The 16,508-nt window shown below is 63.9% G+C and carries 17 protein-coding genes, 1 tRNA gene and 1 pseudogene; 8 read left to right on the top strand and 11 right to left on the bottom strand.

Annotation, left to right across the window (positions count from 1 at the left end):
- Positions 1 to 498, top strand: a pseudogene (locus P4U43_RS15435) (NAD(P)/FAD-dependent oxidoreductase); the annotation flags it as partial.
- Positions 499 to 589: 91 nt separating this feature from the next.
- Positions 590 to 913: a CHY zinc finger protein gene (locus P4U43_RS15430; RefSeq protein ID WP_318533039.1), complete on the top strand. Its 324-nt coding sequence runs from the start codon at positions 590 to 592 to the stop codon at positions 911 to 913.
- 17 nt (positions 914 to 930) lie between these two features.
- On the opposite strand, the gene P4U43_RS15425 is transcribed toward P4U43_RS15430, so the two are convergent.
- Positions 931 to 1,006: transfer RNA gene (locus tag P4U43_RS15425), tRNA-Leu, on the bottom strand.
- Positions 1,007 to 1,251: 245 nt separating this feature from the next.
- Here P4U43_RS15425 and P4U43_RS15420 point away from each other — a divergent pair.
- A complete protein-coding gene (locus P4U43_RS15420) occupies positions 1,252 to 2,649 on the top strand; it encodes an ABC transporter substrate-binding protein (protein ID WP_056548887.1) in 1,398 nt (465 codons plus the stop codon).
- 132 nt (positions 2,650 to 2,781) lie between these two features.
- Here P4U43_RS15420 and P4U43_RS15415 read toward each other — a convergent pair whose 3' ends face one another.
- The 5 genes from P4U43_RS15415 to P4U43_RS15395 all read right to left on the bottom strand — a co-directional run bounded on the left by P4U43_RS15415 (position 2,782) and on the right by P4U43_RS15395 (position 7,533).
- Positions 2,782 to 3,567, bottom strand: a complete 786-nt coding sequence (locus P4U43_RS15415) for an ABC transporter ATP-binding protein (RefSeq protein ID WP_277359525.1) — start codon at positions 3,565 to 3,567, stop codon at positions 2,782 to 2,784.
- Positions 3,564 to 4,577, bottom strand: a complete 1,014-nt coding sequence (locus tag P4U43_RS15410) for an ABC transporter ATP-binding protein (RefSeq protein WP_404800759.1) — start codon at positions 4,575 to 4,577, stop codon at positions 3,564 to 3,566. The genes P4U43_RS15415 and P4U43_RS15410 overlap by 4 nt, the downstream gene beginning before the upstream one ends.
- 101 nt (positions 4,578 to 4,678) lie before the next feature.
- The gene (locus P4U43_RS15405) at positions 4,679 to 5,662 is read right to left on the bottom strand and encodes a branched-chain amino acid ABC transporter permease (protein WP_277359524.1); all 984 of its coding nucleotides are present in this window, start codon (positions 5,660 to 5,662) and stop codon (positions 4,679 to 4,681) included.
- A gap of 12 nt (positions 5,663 to 5,674) precedes the next feature.
- Positions 5,675 to 6,952 (bottom strand): branched-chain amino acid ABC transporter permease, encoded by a 1,278-nt coding sequence (locus P4U43_RS15400; protein ID WP_404800758.1) that lies wholly within the window; start codon positions 6,950 to 6,952, stop codon positions 5,675 to 5,677.
- Positions 6,953 to 7,236: 284 nt separating this feature from the next.
- A complete protein-coding gene (locus tag P4U43_RS15395; protein WP_277359529.1) occupies positions 7,237 to 7,533 on the bottom strand; it encodes a GroES family chaperonin in 297 nt (98 codons plus the stop codon).
- Positions 7,534 to 7,721: 188 nt separating this feature from the next.
- On the opposite strand from P4U43_RS15395, the gene P4U43_RS15390 reads away from it, so the two are divergent.
- A complete protein-coding gene (locus P4U43_RS15390; RefSeq protein ID WP_277359528.1) occupies positions 7,722 to 8,576 on the top strand; it encodes a Bax inhibitor-1/YccA family protein in 855 nt (284 codons plus the stop codon).
- A 163-nt stretch (positions 8,577 to 8,739) separates the two neighbouring features.
- Here P4U43_RS15390 and galK read toward each other — a convergent pair whose 3' ends face one another.
- From galK to P4U43_RS15375, 3 genes are read right to left on the bottom strand one after another with little or no spacing between them, the layout of a single operon-like run.
- Positions 8,740 to 9,894 (bottom strand): galactokinase, encoded by a 1,155-nt coding sequence (gene galK / locus P4U43_RS15385; RefSeq protein WP_277359522.1) that lies wholly within the window; start codon positions 9,892 to 9,894, stop codon positions 8,740 to 8,742.
- A complete protein-coding gene (gene galT, locus P4U43_RS15380) occupies positions 9,891 to 11,027 on the bottom strand; it encodes a galactose-1-phosphate uridylyltransferase (protein ID WP_277359521.1) in 1,137 nt (378 codons plus the stop codon). Before galT ends, galK begins: the two co-directional genes overlap by 4 nt.
- A complete protein-coding gene (locus tag P4U43_RS15375) occupies positions 11,024 to 11,809 on the bottom strand; it encodes a DeoR/GlpR family DNA-binding transcription regulator (protein WP_277359520.1) in 786 nt (261 codons plus the stop codon). Before P4U43_RS15375 ends, galT begins: the two co-directional genes overlap by 4 nt.
- Before the next feature lie 117 nt (positions 11,810 to 11,926).
- Between P4U43_RS15375 and P4U43_RS15370 the strand changes: the two genes are divergently transcribed.
- The 3 genes from P4U43_RS15370 to P4U43_RS15360 are packed head-to-tail and all read left to right on the top strand — an operon-like array spanning position 11,927 to position 15,001.
- Positions 11,927 to 13,159 carry an AI-2E family transporter gene (locus tag P4U43_RS15370; protein WP_277359519.1) on the top strand — a complete coding sequence of 411 codons (1,233 nt, stop codon included), beginning with the start codon at positions 11,927 to 11,929 and terminating at the stop codon, positions 13,157 to 13,159.
- A 56-nt stretch (positions 13,160 to 13,215) separates the two neighbouring features.
- Entirely contained in the window at positions 13,216 to 14,412 is a 1,197-nt protein-coding gene (gene ilvA, locus P4U43_RS15365) for a threonine ammonia-lyase (RefSeq protein ID WP_277359527.1), read from the top strand.
- A 1-nt stretch (position 14,413) separates the two neighbouring features.
- Entirely contained in the window at positions 14,414 to 15,001 is a 588-nt protein-coding gene (locus tag P4U43_RS15360; RefSeq protein ID WP_277359518.1) for a rhomboid family intramembrane serine protease, read from the top strand.
- A gap of 9 nt (positions 15,002 to 15,010) precedes the next feature.
- On the opposite strand, the gene greA is transcribed toward P4U43_RS15360, so the two are convergent.
- A complete protein-coding gene (gene greA, locus P4U43_RS15355; protein ID WP_056548871.1) occupies positions 15,011 to 15,505 on the bottom strand; it encodes a transcription elongation factor GreA in 495 nt (164 codons plus the stop codon).
- 216 nt (positions 15,506 to 15,721) lie between these two features.
- A complete protein-coding gene (locus tag P4U43_RS15350; protein WP_277359517.1) occupies positions 15,722 to 16,168 on the bottom strand; it encodes a DUF4307 domain-containing protein in 447 nt (148 codons plus the stop codon).
- 128 nt (positions 16,169 to 16,296) lie between these two features.
- On the opposite strand from P4U43_RS15350, the gene P4U43_RS15345 reads away from it, so the two are divergent.
- Positions 16,297 to 16,508 (top strand): PIG-L family deacetylase (locus tag P4U43_RS15345; protein ID WP_277359526.1); only part of this gene is annotated, 212 nt, incomplete at its 3' end.

Here is a 16,508-nt window from a genome sequence, read left to right as displayed (position 1 = left end):
CTGGACGGCGCCTGGGCGGCCGGTGACGTTTCCGCAGTGCCCGATCTCTCCGGCGGCGGCGTGGGCGGTTTCTGCGTCCCGAACGCGCAGCACGCTGTGCGGCAGGCCAAGCTTCTCGCCGACAACATCTACGCTGAGCGCTACGGCGTGGGCCGCGTCCGTGAATACAGGCACAAGAACCTCGGTGCGGTTGCCGGGTTCGGCCAGTACAAGGGCGTAGCCAACATCATGGGCTTCGGCATGCGCGGACTGCCCGCGTGGCTTGCACACCGCGGCTACCACGGCATGGCGATGCCCATGTTCGAGCGCAAGGCCCGCGTAGTGGGCAACTGGGTGCTCGGTTTCGTCTTCGGGCGTGACACCACCCAGCTGATGGATCTGCAGACTCCCCGCCGCCAGTTCCGTGAGGCTGCCACTCCTCCGCCGAAGAAGCAGGAGACGCCCTCGCTGGACAAGAACCGCTCCGAGGATACAGAGAAGACCAAGGCCAAGGCCTAGTACCTCCTCAAGGCCTAGTACCTCCTCAAGGCGACGGCGGCACCCTTCACGGGTGCCGCCGTCGTCGTTTAAGCAGCTATAGTTCACGATCGTGAGGAAGGTGCTGGGGCGTGCGGTTGATGATCAAACGCGCTGCGTGCATTACCGGACGGACCTGGACATCGTTGCCATCCGGTTCAGGTGCTGCGGCGAGTTTTACCCCTGCCATCTGTGCCATGCGGAGACGGCAGACCACGCCGCCGAGGTCTGGCCACCGGGGGAGTACGGCACGGATGCAATCTTGTGCGGTGTGTGCCGGTGCACCATGTCCATCCGGGACTACCTGGAGGCTGACGGATGTTTCTCGTGCAGTGCACCGTTCAACCCTGGCTGCCGGCTGCACAAACACCTGTACTTCGGGACTGAAGAGAGCTGACTGCGCGGCATCGCCGATGGTGCCCCAGGTGGGACTCGAACCCACACTGTGAAGATTTTAAGTCTCCTGCCTCTGCCATTGGGCTACTGGGGCGTAACTTCCGACGGACGTCCCGGCAGGGAGTCCACCAGAGCATCCCATCAAGAATACGCGAGCCGCACACATGTTCGATCGATGCCGCTGGAAGTCTAGTCAAGACCCCTGTGACGAGCGTTACAAGGATGTAACCAGATTTGCTTATCTTGGACACGTTTTTGCACTAGCTTTTTCACATACCAGGAACACCTGGAGATCGCATCAAAGGCTGATCGAGTCTTTCGATCGAGGAGATAAATTTCATGACAGCAACACGTAACTCCGCGCGGTTCAGCATCGGGGAGAATGCTCCGCGCGCAGCGAAGATTGCAGCCCTGAGTCTGGGAGTCGCACTTTTCGCATCTGCCTGCGGTGGAAATCCCACCCCCGAAGGTGACGGCGCCTCACCTTCGGACGAGACAGCCTCGGCAGCGGCAGCGTCGGGACTCACCTGTCCCGAGAGTCAGGGCGGCGCAGCCCCCGAGCCCGGCGAAAAGGGCGATCCGAGTGCAGTACCTGAGGCGGAAACCACTTCCGAATCTCCCTTGGTGCTCGGATCCCTCCTGCCCACAACGGGCGCGCTCGCATTCCTCGGTCCTCCCGAAATTGCAGGCGTCAACCTCGCGGCACAGGAAATCAACGAGTCCGGCGGCGTGCTCGGCCAGGACATCGAGATCATCCACCGCGATTCCGGTGACACGACCACTGACATTGCAACGCAGTCCGTGACCGACCTCCTGTCCCAGGATGTCAGTGCGATTGTCGGCGCGGCGTCGTCCGGCGTATCGCAGACGGTGATCAACCAGATCACCGGCGCAGGCGTAGTCCAGATGTCGCCCGCGAATACCTCTCCGGACTTCACCGACTGGGATGACAACGGGCTCTACTGGCGGACCGCTCCCTCCGACGTCCTGCAGGGCCGCGTGCTCGGCAACTACATCATGGCCTGTGGTGCACAGACCGTGGGCATGATCGTACTCAACGATGCGTACGGCACCGGTCTCCAGGCCAGTATCAAGGAAACAGTTGAGAGCGCCGGCGGCCAGGTCGTCGCCGAGGAAATGTTCAATGAGGGTGACTCGCAGTTCAGCAGCCAGGTGGACGCCCTCGTGGCAGCCGAGCCTGACGCCTACGTGGTTATCAGCTTCGACCAGGCCAACAGCATCATCCCGCTGATGACCGGTCAGGGTGTTGACCCAGGATCGATGTTCTTCGTGGACGGCAACACCGCCGACTACAGCGAGGATCTCGATCCCGGCACTCTCGAAGGCGCACAGGGCACCCAGCCCGGTTCCTTCGCAGGCGACCAGTTCAAGGAGGCGCTGGCCGGTATCGACCCGAACCTGAACGTCTGGAACTACGCAGGTGAAAGCTACGATGCCGTGAACCTCATTGCCCTCGCCGCAGATGCAGCGGGAAGCATTGACGGAGCAGCAATCGCAGCTGAACTCGAGGCAGTGTCCAAGGAGGGCACTGAGTGCTTCGACTACGCAGGCTGCATCACCCTCCAGCGCAACGGCGAGGATATCGATTACCAGGGCATCTCCGGCCCGATCACGTTCGACGAGAACGGTGATCCGACCGAAGCCTTCATCGGTATCTACGAGTTCGACGCGGACAATGTTCCGCAGCCTTACCGTTCCGAGGCAGGACAGCTCTAACCGCACCACCTGATTCACTCGCACAGTACAGAAGAACCCCTCCCAGCCTGAGAGGGGTTCTTCTGCGTGTGGGCGGGCCCTTAACGCAGCTGAGGCCCCCTCCTGGACGGAGAGGGCCTCTACTGGCGTGAGCTACGCGGTGTCGGCGAGCGTCCCGAGATAAAGCTGGATAACCTTGGGGTCCTTCATGAGCTCGCGTCCGGTGCCGGTGTAGGCGTCCTTGCCCTGGTCGAGGACGTAGGCGCGGTCGCAGATCTGCAGGCACCGCCTGGCGTTCTGCTCCACCATGATGACCGAGACGCCGGCCCGGTTGATTTCATGGACACGGAGGAACGTCTCATCCTGTTTGACGGGGGAGAGACCGGCGGACGGCTCGTCAAGGAGTAGCACGGCCGGTTCCATCATGAGTGCCCTGCCCATGGCCACCATCTGCCGTTCACCACCCGAGAGAGACCCGGCGCGCTGGGCGCGCCGCTTGCCGAGCTCCGGGAAGAGGCCGGTGACAAAGTCGAAGCGTTCCTTGAAGTCCTTGGGCCGCTGGTACATGCCCATCTGAAGGTTCTCTTCGATGGTCAGGGTGGCGAAGACGTTATTGTTCTGCGGGACAAATCCCACACCCTTGCTGACCAGCTTGTTGGCTTTCAGGCCGGTGATGTCCTGGTCACGCACCACTACGGTGCCGGAGTGCACTTTCACAAGGCCGAACATTGCCTTCAGGAGAGTCGACTTCCCTGCGCCGTTGGGACCGATAATCCCGATCAGTTCACCCGACCGCGCTTCGATTGAGCAACCGTTCAGGATGTTGACGCCGGGCAGGTAGCCGGCCACTAGATCGGTGACCTTCACGACGGACTTGCCGGGCACTGACTCCGCGCCGTGGGCGCGCTGTGATCCTGCGGTTCCCGCTGCTTCGCTCATGGCCGCTTCTCCTCTGTTCCAGTGTCTCGGGCGGTGCCCTCAAGCTCGGTGATTCTGGCGTGGTCCAGGAGCCCCGCATTCTCTGTTCCCACCACAGACTCCTCGTCGTGGGAAAGCTCGGCCTCGAGCTTTTCCACGCCGTGGGAGTCGCCGAGGTCGACGTCGTGGTGAGCACCGAGATAGGCGTCGATGACCGCCGGATCCTTCATGACGACGTCGGGAGTTCCCTCCGCGACCACGCGGCCTTCCGCCATGACCACCACCCAGTCCGCAACGTGCCGGACCATGTGCATGTCATGTTCGACGAACAGGACACTCATGCCCTCTGCCTTCAGGTTCTTGATGTGGTCAAGCAGGGACTGGGTGAGTGCCGGGTTCACGCCTGCCATCGGCTCGTCAAGCATCACCAGGCGCGGCTTGACCATCAGGGCCCGTGCCATCTCCAGCAGCTTGCGCTGCCCGCCGGAGAGGGAGGCGGCGTAGTCGTCAGTCTTGGCATCCAGCTTGAATTTCTTCAGCAGGACCTCGGCCTGGCCGGTGATCTCCTTCTCGCGGCCGCCCCACAGGCCCTTGAAGAGGGCTCGCGCGAGGCTCTCACCCGGCTGGTCTGTAGCGCCGAGGCGCATGTTTTCCATGACGGTGAGCTTGCCCATGATTTTGGTCAGCTGAAACGTGCGGACCATGCCGAGACGCGCCACTTTGTAGGGCGCGACGCCGGCCAGGGGCTGGCCGTCGAACGTCCATTCCCCGCTCTGCGGCGAATCAAACCCGGTGAGCAGATTGAACAGGGTCGTCTTGCCTGCGCCATTGGGGCCGATGAGCGCGGTGATCTTGTTCCGCGGGATCTCGAGGTACTCAACATCGACGGCGTTGACGCCTCCGAAGCTCCGGGTGACGTTCTTCGCCGTGACGATCGGATCGCGCTTGCGGCAGCCCGGGCCGGGGGTGTCGTCGGTGATGGGCCGTGAATCAGTCATGTAGTCAATGCCATCCGCCGCGGGCCCGGGCATGGACCCGGCTGGCGATTGGGCTGAGCCGGAAACGGCATGTGCTGCGCGCCGTCCGCCTGGCTTTGCTGGGGGTTGCGGTGTCGGTTCCGCCGTGGGTTCACTCATGCGAACGCCAACTCCTTTTTGTTGCCGAGTACGCCCTGCGGCCTGAAGATCATGAGCAGCATGAGCGCAACACCCACCAGGATGTACCGGAGCTGACCGGCCTGGACGTTGGTGAGGAATGTGATGGCGCCGGTTTCGATGGCGCCGAAGAGCAGGCTCTGGGTGAGGGAGAGAACCACCCAGAAGATCATTGCGCCGATGACCGGACCAAGCACGGTGGCCATGCCGCCGAGCAGCAGCACGGTGTAGAGGAAGAACGTGAGCTCCGTCGCGTAGTTCGCCGGCTGCACGGCCCCGCGGGGGATGGTGAAGATCATCCCCGCAACCGTGCCCATCAGACCACCGATGATCAGCGCCTGCATCTTGTACGCGTAGACGTTCTTGCCGAGGGAACGCACAGCGTTCTCGTCTTCGCGGATACCCTTCAGCACCCGTCCCCACGGACTGCGCATGAGCAGCCACACGGACAGGCAGGCCAGGGCAACGATCGTCCAGCCCACCACCCGGATGAAAAGCCCGTCCGCGTTCATGCCGACCGGACCGATGTTGTAGGCACCCTCGGGGAACGGGTTCAGCGCGAAGAACCCGTTCTCGAAACCTCCGGCGAGGCCGTTGGCTGAGCCGGTGACGTTCGTGAGGCTGTTGGTCGTCACCACATAGCGGATGATTTCCGCTGCAGCGATGGTCACGATGGCAAGGTAATCTGCGCGCAGGCGCAGGGTGGGAATGCCGAGCAGGATCGCGAAGACCACTGAAGCCAGCAGCGCTATCAGTACTGCGACCGGAAGCGGCGCACCGAAACTGAGGGTCGGGATAGCGAAGCCGTACGCGCCGACCGCCATGAAACCTGCCTGGCCGAAGTTGAGCAGCCCGGTATAGCCAAAGTGCACTGCGAGACCGAGCGCCGCCAGCGCGTAGGCCGCCGTCGTCGGGCTGATGATCTCGCCGAAGGCGAGGGCAAGAATATTTCCGAAGTCCATTTCAGGTGGCCCCTAACCTACGCGCTCTCGACGGCCGAGGATGCCCTCTGGCTTGAAGAGAAGAACAATGATCATGATGAGCAGAGCGCCGACGTACTTGAGGTCAGCCTCCAGCCAGATGGTGGACACTTCGACGAAGAGGCCAACGATAAGCGAGCCGACAAGGGCGCCGAAGACTGTACCCAGCCCGCCGAGGACCACGCCCGCGAAGATCAGCAGCAAAATCTGCTGGCCCATATTGAAGGAGACACCGGGGCGGTAGTAGGCCCAGAGGATGCCGCCGAGGGCCGCGAGTGCTCCGCCGACCACCCAGACCAGCCGGATAACGCGGTCGACGTCGATTCCTGATGCAGCTGCCAGCGCCGGGTTGTCAGCGACCGCCCGGGTTGCCTTGCCGATGCGCGTACGCAGGAGCAGGAACGCGATGAGCAGGATGACAACGAGGCTGGTGATCAGCGACGTCAGGTTGTTCTGCGAGATGGATACCGGCCCGAAGTCGAGGATGCGGCCCTGTGCGCCTGGAAGTTGCTGCGTTGCACCGCCGAAGAAGAACTGGATGATGTAGCGCAGGGCCAGGGCGAGACCGATGCTGACGATCATCATCGGGATGAGCCCGGAGCCCCGTTTCCTCAGCGGCTTCCAGAGGCCCGCGTCCTGGACATAGCCCAGCGCACCTCCTGCAATGACGGCTAGGACGATTGCGAGGAACGCCGGCAGCCCGATGGCCGCGAAGGCGAAGGTCAGTACCGCCCCCGCCGTGACCATCTCTCCGTGGGCGAAGTTGGTGAGTCCGGTGGTGCCGAAGATCAGTGAGAGCCCGACCGCGCTCAGTGCCAGGAGAAGGCCGAAGCTGAGGCCGGCCACAGCGCGGTCGGCGAAGACGTTCCAGAAACTCGTGGTTTCCAGCACAATGCCCTCACCGAACAGGAAGAGCGTGGTGATGTTTGTGGTTCCGGCGAAGGTAACGGTGCGGGGGTTCTCCTGGCCTTCGGCCAGAGCGGCTCCCTCGGGGAGGGTGGACTCATCGAGTTCCACCTCGTAGGCACCCTGCTCCTCGACCTCAACAACCCAGCGGCCGTTTTCATCGGAGGTGGTTTCGCCTTCGAAACCCTCACCGGTGACCGTGATGCGGACGTCTGCAAGCGGACCCTCGGCGTTGCGCAGCACGCCGCTGATCCTGTTTTGGAATTCCCCGGCCTGGACGGAGGCGGGGGTCTGCATGTTCATGACAGGTGCAGCAACGGAGGCTGATGCTCCTGCAGCGGGTGCGCTCATGAAGCATGCGGCCATGAGGCCGGCAATCAGGATCAGTAGCCTCCTGCGCCATGCCGGCGTCGGCTTGGTTATCAAGTTATGAACCTCCACGATGGTGGCTTGTCCGTCGAGGTACGACGGCCTTACAGCCTGTGATCGAAGTCACTCAGTGTGGAGATTATGTTACCTGCGCTGTGTTACCACTTTTTGCCATACGGGGCCTGCCAGATAGCAATTGCATAACAACTGTTCGGCGGAGACTACCGGCGGGTAGCGCGAACGCCTTCGAGCGAGGAAACTGGGCCGGCGCCAGGGTGTGGCTAGAGGTAGAGGCCGGTGCCGGCGTCGTCGGTCTCTGGTTGCGCCACCGCATGGACGTCCCGTTCGCGCAGGAGGATGTAGTCGGTGCCGCCGACGTCGACCTCGGATTTCTCTTCAGGGTCGAACAGCACGCGGTCACCGCGCGAAACCTGCCGGACGCTGGGTCCGGCCGCGGCCACATCTGCCCACGCGAGCCGCTTACCCATCACCGCGGTGGCGGGAATGACAATGCCCGACGACGAGCGCCGCTCGCTTCTGTCCTTGTCCAGGATGACCAGGAGGCGGTCGTGCAGCATCTTCAGCGGCAGTGCGTCGGGCAGGGGAGCTTTGGCTGCAGGGAGGTTTGGCACGCCGACAGTCTACCGTTGGCGCTCTCCAGCCGCGGGTAGAGCCGGCTGGGCGGTTCAGGAACAAAACGGCGTGGAATCCGTTGATATTGGTAGGGTTGAACAATCTCAGCCCCCAGATGGAGGACTACATCACAATGGCAATCGGCGGAAACCCGGTTTTCAACGGTAAGAACTTCCGTACCGCTGCCCGCGGCAACAATTCGGCAGCGTACGGTTCCACAGCTTTGGCCGGTCAAACGGCTATGAACCAGCAGCAGCTGGAGCACCTCTACAATCAGCCTTCGGCAGGTCCTGCGGATACGGGGCGCATGACGTTCGACGACGTCATCGTCAAGACCGTTGCCACGATCGGCATGGTGTTGGTGGGCGCCGCTGTTCCGGTGTTCCTGTTCCCCTCGCTGGCGCCGCTGCTGATGATTGTCGGTCTGATCGGCGGCTTCGTGCTGGGCCTGGTCAACTCCTTCAAGCGCGAGCCGGTTCCTGCGCTGATTCTTGGCTACGGGTTCCTTGAGGGCCTGTTCCTCGGCGGCATCACCATGTTCCTCGAGGCAATGTTCCCGAACATCGCCATGCAGGCGCTGATCGGTACGCTGTCGGTGTTCGCGGTGACGCTGCTGCTCTTCAAGAACGGCAAGGTGCGCGCCACACCCAAGGCCATGAAGATCTTCATGATTGCAATCATTGGATACGCGCTGTTCAGCCTCGTGAACCTCGGACTGATGCTATTCGGAGTTACCGACAGCATGTTCGGCCTCCGAAGTGAGATGATTCCCGGTACGTCCATCCCCTGGGGTGTAGTCATCGGCGTCTTCGCCATCGGCCTCGCCGCTTTCTCCCTGGTCATCGACTTCACGATGATCAGCGAAGGCGTCCGCAACGGTGCACCGCGCAAGTACTCCTGGACGGCAGCATTCGGTCTGACAGTCACTCTCGTGTGGCTGTACATCGAGTTCCTCCGCCTCATCGCGATCCTGCGTGGCAGCGAGTAACAGCGCTCTGACTTGGGTCTAACGAGGAATGCCCCCGGCAACCGCCGGGGGCCTTCCTCGTTAAGGGGAAATTTTGCACAGGTCCGGTGGGTTCAGCGCCGCTGAACCCACCGGACCTGCGCAAATCTTCCTGGGGTGGTTGGGTGGCGGTGGCGGAGAAACCTCAGGAAACCCGGCCGGCTCCGTCCGCCGGGGACACCGCGAAGATGGCCGGTTCGGTGAAACCCGCTGCGGCAAAGGCCGCCATCACTGCTGCGCCGACGCGGTCCAGATCCGCCAGTTGAACCAGCGCAATGGCCGAGCCGCCGAAGCCGCCGCCCGTCATGCGGGAACCCAGTGCACCGGCCTCGCGGGACGATTCAACGGCGAGGTCCAGCTCAGCACAGGAGATCTCAAAATCGTCCCGCATAGAGACGTGGCTCGCATCCAGCAACGGCGCAATCGCCCGTGGTCCTTCGTTACGGAGAAGCTCGACGGCGGCCTGCACCCGGGCGTTCTCCGTGACGACGTGCCGTACCCGCCGGAACGTCTCCTCGTCCAGCAGGCCGGATGCCTCCTCGAGGTCCTCTTCGCTGAGGTCGCGCAGCGCCGGAACGCCCATGACATCGGCACCGACTTCACAGGCACGACGGCGTGATGCGTAGCCGCCGGTTGCATGGGAATGACTTACCCGGGTGTCGATGACTAGGAGGGCCAAACCGTTCTCCTGCAACGGCAGGGGAACTAGGTCGGCGTGCTGCGTACGGCAGTCCAGGAACACCGCGTGTCCGAGCTTGCCCAGCAGCGACGCGGACTGGTCCATCAGGCCGGTGGGCGCGCCGACCATCTCGTTTTCGGCGCGTTGGCCGATGAGCGCGAGCTCCGAGCCGCTGAGACCGAGCCCGTACAGCTCATTGGCGGCGACCGCCACTGCGCACTCGATGGCGGCGGAGGACGACAGGCCGGCTCCAACCGGAACCTGCGAGTCAATCAGCAGGTCCATGCCCATGACCGAATGGCCCGCCTGCCGCAGGGCCCACAGAACGCCCACCGGGTAGGCAGCCCAACCCTCGACGTCGCCGGCAGCCAGTTCATCCAGATCGCTGATGATGACCTCGCCGGAGCCGGAGCCGGAGCTGGAGAAGGTCGAACTGACCCGGACGGTGGAGTCTTCCCGGACGGAAGCTGCCACCTGCGTGGCTCGGTCGATCGCAAACGGCAGCACAAACCCGTCGTTGTAATCGGTGTGCTCACCGATCACGTTGACGCGGCCGGGAGCTGCCCAAACGCCGACGGGTGAGTGCCCGAAGCGATCCTCAAACTGCTGAACGAGAGTCATGCTGTTACCTTCCCTGCTGGTGTTGCGGCGCGCAGGGTGGCGGCAACCTGCTCCGGAGTGGTGTCGTTGATGAAAGCACCCATTGCTGCTTCCGAGCCGGCGAGGAACTTCAGCTTATCCTCAGCCCTGCGGGGAGAAGTCAGCTGCAGGTGAAGGTAGCCGGCCTCGCGCAGGTCAGGAACCAGGGGCGCCTGATGCCACGCGGCAATGTAGGGGGTGGGGGTGCTGTAGATGCCGTCCACGCGGGCCAGCAGGTCGAGGTACAGCGTGGTCAGCTCGTCCTTTTCCTCGCCGGTCAGTGCGGCAATATCGGGAACGTGACGGTGCGGCACCAGGTGCACTTCCAGCGGCCAGCGTGCAGCGAACGGCACGTAGGCACTGAAGTGTGCGCCTTCAAGCACCATGCGCTCGCCGGATTCACGCTCGGACTTCAGCACGGAGCCCATCAGGGTGCCGCGCCCGTCGACGGCGTCAAAATAGCGCCGGGCAGCCTGCCCCATCAGCGCCGCGCGAGGCGGAACGAACGGATAGGCGTAGATCTGCCCATGCGGATGCAGCAGGGTCACCCCGATGTCCGCGCCGCGGTTCTCGAACGGGAAAACCTGCCGGATGCCTTCCATTGCGGACAACGCTTCGGTCCGGTGTGCCCACGCTTCGACGACGGTGCGAGCCCGCTCCGGCGGCAAGGACCCGAAGGAGCCCTCGTGGGAGGAATCGAACGCGACCACTTCGCACCGTCCGAAGGCCGTCGTCGTCGTGCCCCAGCCTGTGCTGGCGGGCTGGAGGTCCGGCAGCTCACCGAGCGCGGGTCCAAAGGAGGAGAAGCGGTTCTCAAAAACCACAACCTCGTAGTCGGAGGCGGGAACTTCGGACAGGTTGCCGGCTGTGGAGGGGCACAGTGGACACTGGTCCGCGGGGGGCAGGTGGGTGCGCGTCTGCCGGTGTGCGGCCACGGCCGTCCATTCGCCGGTCAGGGGGTCGTAGCGTACGTCTCCCGTACCGCCGCGGGGCGGGAGACCACGGGAATCGGCGACGGCGGCAGGGTCGCGGTGCAGCGCCGCCGCTTCCTCGCTGGCGTCGAAATAGATCAGCTCGCGTCCGTCGGATAAGCGGGTGGGGGTTACCTGGGTCATGGGGTGTCCTGGGGTTTGGGGGATGGGCCGGTTGGGGGAGTGAGGATGCTCGTTGTCCGGGCATAGCGCGGGTCATCCGGCTCGGAGTCGGTCACAATGCAGTGCACCCGCTCGATCCCGGTGATGCGGGCAAGGCTCACCGTGCCGAACTTGGTGGAGTCAGCCAGAACGATCAGCCGGCCGCACTGCTCGGCAAATGCACGGTTTGTGTCTGCCTCGGCAAGATTGGGGGTGGTGATCCCGGCCTGGGCGTCCACGCCGTGGGCACCCATGAAGCACAGGTCCACGTTGAAGGACCGGACGGTGGCTGCGGCAATGGGCCCTACCAGCGCTTCGGAAGGGGAGCGCTCACCGCCGGTCAGCAGGACGGTCACGCCAGGTGTTGCAGCCCGGTGCAGCTTCTCGGCGGCGGGCACGGAATTGGTAAGGATGGTCAGGGGCCCGGAGATGTGCTCGACCAGGCGGTAGGTGGTGGTTCCGCCGGTGAGCGCCACGGTCATGCCCGGTTGGATGAGGGCTGCCGCCGTTGCGGCAATGGACTCCTTGGCCTCGATGCGCTGGTCTGCGTTGACACCGAATCCGGGTTCGATTGCACTGAGTGCGGTCCGGGATGCTGCGCCGCCGTGGACCTTGCGCAGTGCGCCGGCGGAATCGAGCACGTCGATGTCCCTCCGGATGGTCATTTCCGAGACCCCCAAGGCCTCGGCCAGCTCGCCGACGCGGACCGTCCGCCGCACGCCGAGCTTCGCAAGAATGGCAGCATGCCGGTCGGCAGCGAGCATCAGCGGACCCCGTAGGTTGGCGGAAGGAAAGACACTTAACAAAATACAACGGTTTCGAACAAATTCAAACAGTTGGCCGAAAATGGTTCCGTCAGACGGTTGTGAAAAGATTGAGGCATGACGCGTCCTTCGCGGCGGAAAACGCAGCAGTCCTTCTCGAACGGCCTTGTTGCGCCCTCGGGCCGGTCTGCCGGCGAGGATGTCCCCTATGCGTTGAGGATCGGGGCGGCCTGGGCGTGGCGCGTCGGCCTGATTCTTGTGGTGTCTGCTGCGGTGCTGTGGCTGATGAGCCAGATTTCACTGCTGGTCATTCCCCTGATGATTGCGGGCCTCCTTTCGAGTCTCCTGCTGCCGGCGGTGACCTTCCTGCGCGTACGCAAAGTGCCGGGGGGAATCGCCGTTTCCGTCATCGTTCTCGGATTCCTGCTCGCCGTGGCCGCCACCCTTTCCCTGGTCGGGCAGCAGCTCGCCGTGGGGTTCGCTTCACTCTGGGACGAGGCGCTGGCGGGGATCGAGCAGGTGCAGGAGTGGCTCTCCGACGGTCCACTGGACCTCACCTCGTCACAGATTGACGGCTTCATCGAGGAAGTCGCCAATGCTGTGGACAACAACAGCGGGGTGATTGTCAGCGGAGCGCTTTCCTTCGGATCCGGTGCCGGCTACTTCCTGGCCGGACTGCTGCTCACGGTGTTTGCGCTGATCTTCTTCCTGCACGACGGCGACACCATCTGGCGCTTCATCGCCGGCCTCGCACCGCGGCGCGCCCGGGCGGCGATCGCGGGCGCCGGCCGCCAGGGCTGGACCTCGATGGCCAACTACGTCCGGGTGCAGATCCTCGTTGCTTTCATCGACGCTGTCGGAATCGGTCTGGGAGCCGCCATCATTGGCGTGCCGCTCGTTCTTCCGTTGACGGTTTTGGTCTTCCTGGGTTCGTTCATACCCATTCTCGGCGCGCTCTTCACCGGCATGGTGGCTGTCCTACTGGCCCTGGTGGCCAATGGATGGGTCAACGCACTGGTGATGCTCGCCATCGTGCTGCTGGTGCAGCAGGTGGAAGGGCATATCCTGCAGCCGTTCGTCATGGGCCGCGCCGTCTCGCTGCACCCCCTCGCAGTGGTGCTGGCGGTTGCGGGCGGTTCCCTTATTGCCGGCGTTGCCGGCGCCTTGTTTTCCGTACCGCTGTTGGCGATCCTCAACACGGTTGTTCGTTATATAGCGGGCCGCACCTGGGAGACGGATCCTGCCCTCGGTGCGCCCGCGGGACATCCCGGCCCGGGCGTTGTCCCTGCACCCTACTCATCCGGTGAACCACTTGGGCCGGAACCCTCCACGAAAGAAGCGTCAACGTGACCACGGATCTCGCCCAGCTGGCAGTGACCCTCGAGGACGTCCTCGAAGCTCAGAAAATGCTCGACGGCGTCATTGCGTACACGCCGATCGAAGACTCCCGCGCACTTGGCAGGCTGACCGGTGCCAGGGTTTCGCTCAAATGCGAGAACCTGCAGCGCGCAGGTTCCTTCAAGGTGCGCGGCGCCTACACGCGGATGGCCAGGCTTTCCGCGGAGGAGCGGGCACGCGGCGTCGTCGCGGCCTCGGCCGGCAACCATGCCCAGGGCGTGGCTGTGGCAGCCGCCCGGCTTGGCATCAAGGCACGCATTTACATGCCTCTCGGTGTGGCGCTGCCGAAGCTCGCGGCAACCCGCGGGCATGGTGCGGAGGTGGTGCTCCACGGGCACAACGTGGATGAAGCACTGACCGAGGCAAAACGGTACGCGGATGAGCACGGTGCTGTCTTTGTCCACCCGTTCGACAACGTGGACGTGGTGGCCGGGCAGGGGACAATCGGCCTCGAAATCCTCGAGCAGGTTCCGGACGTTGACACCATCCTCATGGGGGTTGGCGGCGGCGGGCTGCTGGCAGGCGTCTCAGTTGCCGTCAAGGCCCGTGCCAGGGAGCTGGGCCGGGAGATCCGCGTGATCGGCGTGCAGGCGGAGAACGCAGCCGCCTATCCGCCGTCGCTCGCAGCGGACGCCCTCGTGCCGCTGCAGAAGGTTTCCACGATTGCGGACGGCATTGCCGTGGGCCGGCCGGGGCAGCTTCCGTTCTCGATCATCCGCGAACTCGTCGACGACGTTGTCACGGTGAGCGAGGATTCCCTTGCCCGCGCGCTGATCTTCCTGCTGGAGCGCTCCAAGATGGTGGTGGAGCCGGCCGGCGCGGTGGGCGTCGCGGCACTGTTGGATGGAAAACTGACGGAAAACGGGGCCAACCCGGGGAACACCGTCGTCGTGCTTTCCGGCGGCAACATTGACCCCATGCTGATGCTCAAGGTCATCCAGCGCGGCCTCGCTGCTGCAGGCAGGTATCTGGTGGTGCGGATGCTGCTCGATGACCGGCCCGGTTCGCTGGCCACCATTTCCCGCATCATTGCGGAGTCTGACGCCAACGTGACCGGTGTGGATCACACGCGGGTGGGTGGCTCGATCAGCATGGGGGACGTGGCGATCACCATCAACATGGAGACGAAGGGCGAGGAACACTGCGAGCAGGTGCTGAACAACCTGCGGGCAGAGGGCTTCCAACCCGTCGTCATCCAGGGCTGACATGCTGGCAAAGCGGGCGCGGGGTGCGTTAACGACTGTCGTCGGCTTCGCTGCCCTGCTGTGGATTGTGCATCTGGTCAACACGGCCACCGGTTTCTTCCTGATCCGGCTGCTGGGCATTGTGCCGCGGGAAGTGGAGGGGCTGGACGGCGTGCTGTTCGCGCCGCTGCTGCACGCGGATGCCGGACACCTGTTCAGCAATACGCTGCCGCTGCTGGTCCTGGGGTTTCTGGCGTTCCTGGAGGGCGCCCGGCGTTTCGCAGTGGCAGTCGGGGCAAGCTGGCTGGCCTCCGGGCTGGGCGTGTGGATCTTCGGCGGCGGAGTGACCATCGGTGCGTCCGGGCTGGTCTTCGGCCTGTTTGCCTACCTGCTGGTCCGCGGCTTCTACAACCGGGACTGGAAGCAGATCCTGCTCGCTGGGCTGCTCTTCCTGATGTACGGCTCGCTGCTCTGGGGCGTGCTGCCGCAGTTCGGCTCGAACATCTCCTGGCAGGCCCACCTCTTCGGGGCTCTCGGCGGAATCCTGGCTGCGCTGATACTGAAGCGGCGGCCGGCCCCGTCAGGGACCGACCGCCTCAGCGCTAGTTGAGAAGTACAGCTAGCCCGCGTAGGGCTTAGCCGACAGGACCTCGACGGTGATTTCCTTGCCGTTGGGCGCGGTGTACTTCACGGTGTCTCCGGCCTTGTGACCCTGGATCGCTGCGCCCAGCGGGGACCTCTCGCTGTAGACGTTGAGATCCGTGTCCCCGGCTACTTCCCGGCTGCCCAGGAGGAAGGTCTCCTTGTCTCCGGCGATGTTCGCCTCGACCAGCATGCCCGGCTCAACAATGCCGTCATCTGCCGGGGACTCGCCCACGTGTGCGTTGTTCAGCAGTTCGGTCAGCTGCCGGATGCGGGCCTCGGCCTTGCCCTGCTCTTCCTTGGCTGCGTGGTAGCCGCCGTTCTCCTTGAGGTCACCCTCAGAGCGGGCCTGCTCAATGCGGGAAACGATCTCGGTGCGGCCTGGGCCGGACAGGTGGTCCAGCTCAGCCTTAAGGCGGTCGTAGGACTCCTTGGTGAGCCAGGCGACGGATGCGCTGTTGGTGGACACGATATCTCCTTAGGTACGTCGAAGCCCTCAAGCGGGATTCGGCTGCGGCCTTTGCCGTGATGCGCGCATCTACAAGCAAAGACCCCGCCTGCGTGATGGCCTCTTCTCCTGAAGTACTTCAGTAGGAACCAACCGCGGGGCGGGGCGGAACGTATCAGTCCATTATAGACAGCAAGCTTCAAATACCCAATAACCGGGCGGATTCTGGATCAGTGACAATCAGGATTCCTCAAGGAGCCAGCAGGCGTTGACGCCGCCGCTGACCCCCTGAGACTCGGTGCGGACCGTGGTGCTGTGGGACGAGGTGCCACCGTCAACGGATTGGGAGTTGGTGGGCGGGATGGTCACCACGGTCCAGCCCACGATGGCGTAGGACTGGTTCAGTACCTGCACAGCGCACTGCGCCGTGGCGCCCGGATCCTTGGTGACCTCATAGTCCACGCGGGCCACGGCGGGGCCTTCAATGCTGAAGCCTACGTCCTTTGATGAAACCTCCGGCGTACCGGCGAAGATACTGAAAACACCCGTGGCAACCACCGCTGAAGCCAGGGCGAACCAGATCAGCCAGCGCTTGTGCCGGCGAGCAAGCCCGGTGGCGGGCCGCTGCGGCTTGGGGGCGCCGTAGCGATTGGCTACTCTTGGTACTGGCGCGTGGTCGGTGCTCATCGGTTCCAAGTTTACCAACCGGTGCGTAGGTGAATTTCCGTCATTTTCCAGCCGGCGCCCTGACCGGGGCCGCTTGCCTAGTCACACCAGGAAAGATTCAGGAGCATTCAGTGCCCAGCCCGGAGCAAATTCCAGCTACTCCTTCAGGAAATCCAGAGAACGACGGCGGCTACCGCCTTCTCGCGGTGCATGCGCACCCCGATGACGAGTCGAGCAAGGGCGCGGCCACCATGGCCAGCTACGTCGCAGCCGGAGTGTCCGTGATGGTGGCCACCTGCACCGGCGGCGAGCGCGGCGACATCCTGAATGCGCAGATGGCCGACGTGCCGCATGCGGCCCG

It is taken from the genome of Arthrobacter vasquezii (assembly GCF_029455255.1).
Taxonomy (GTDB): Bacteria; Actinomycetota; Actinomycetes; order Actinomycetales; family Micrococcaceae; genus Arthrobacter_D; species Arthrobacter_D parietis.
This window is presented reverse-complemented; position numbering and strand designations above follow the sequence as displayed.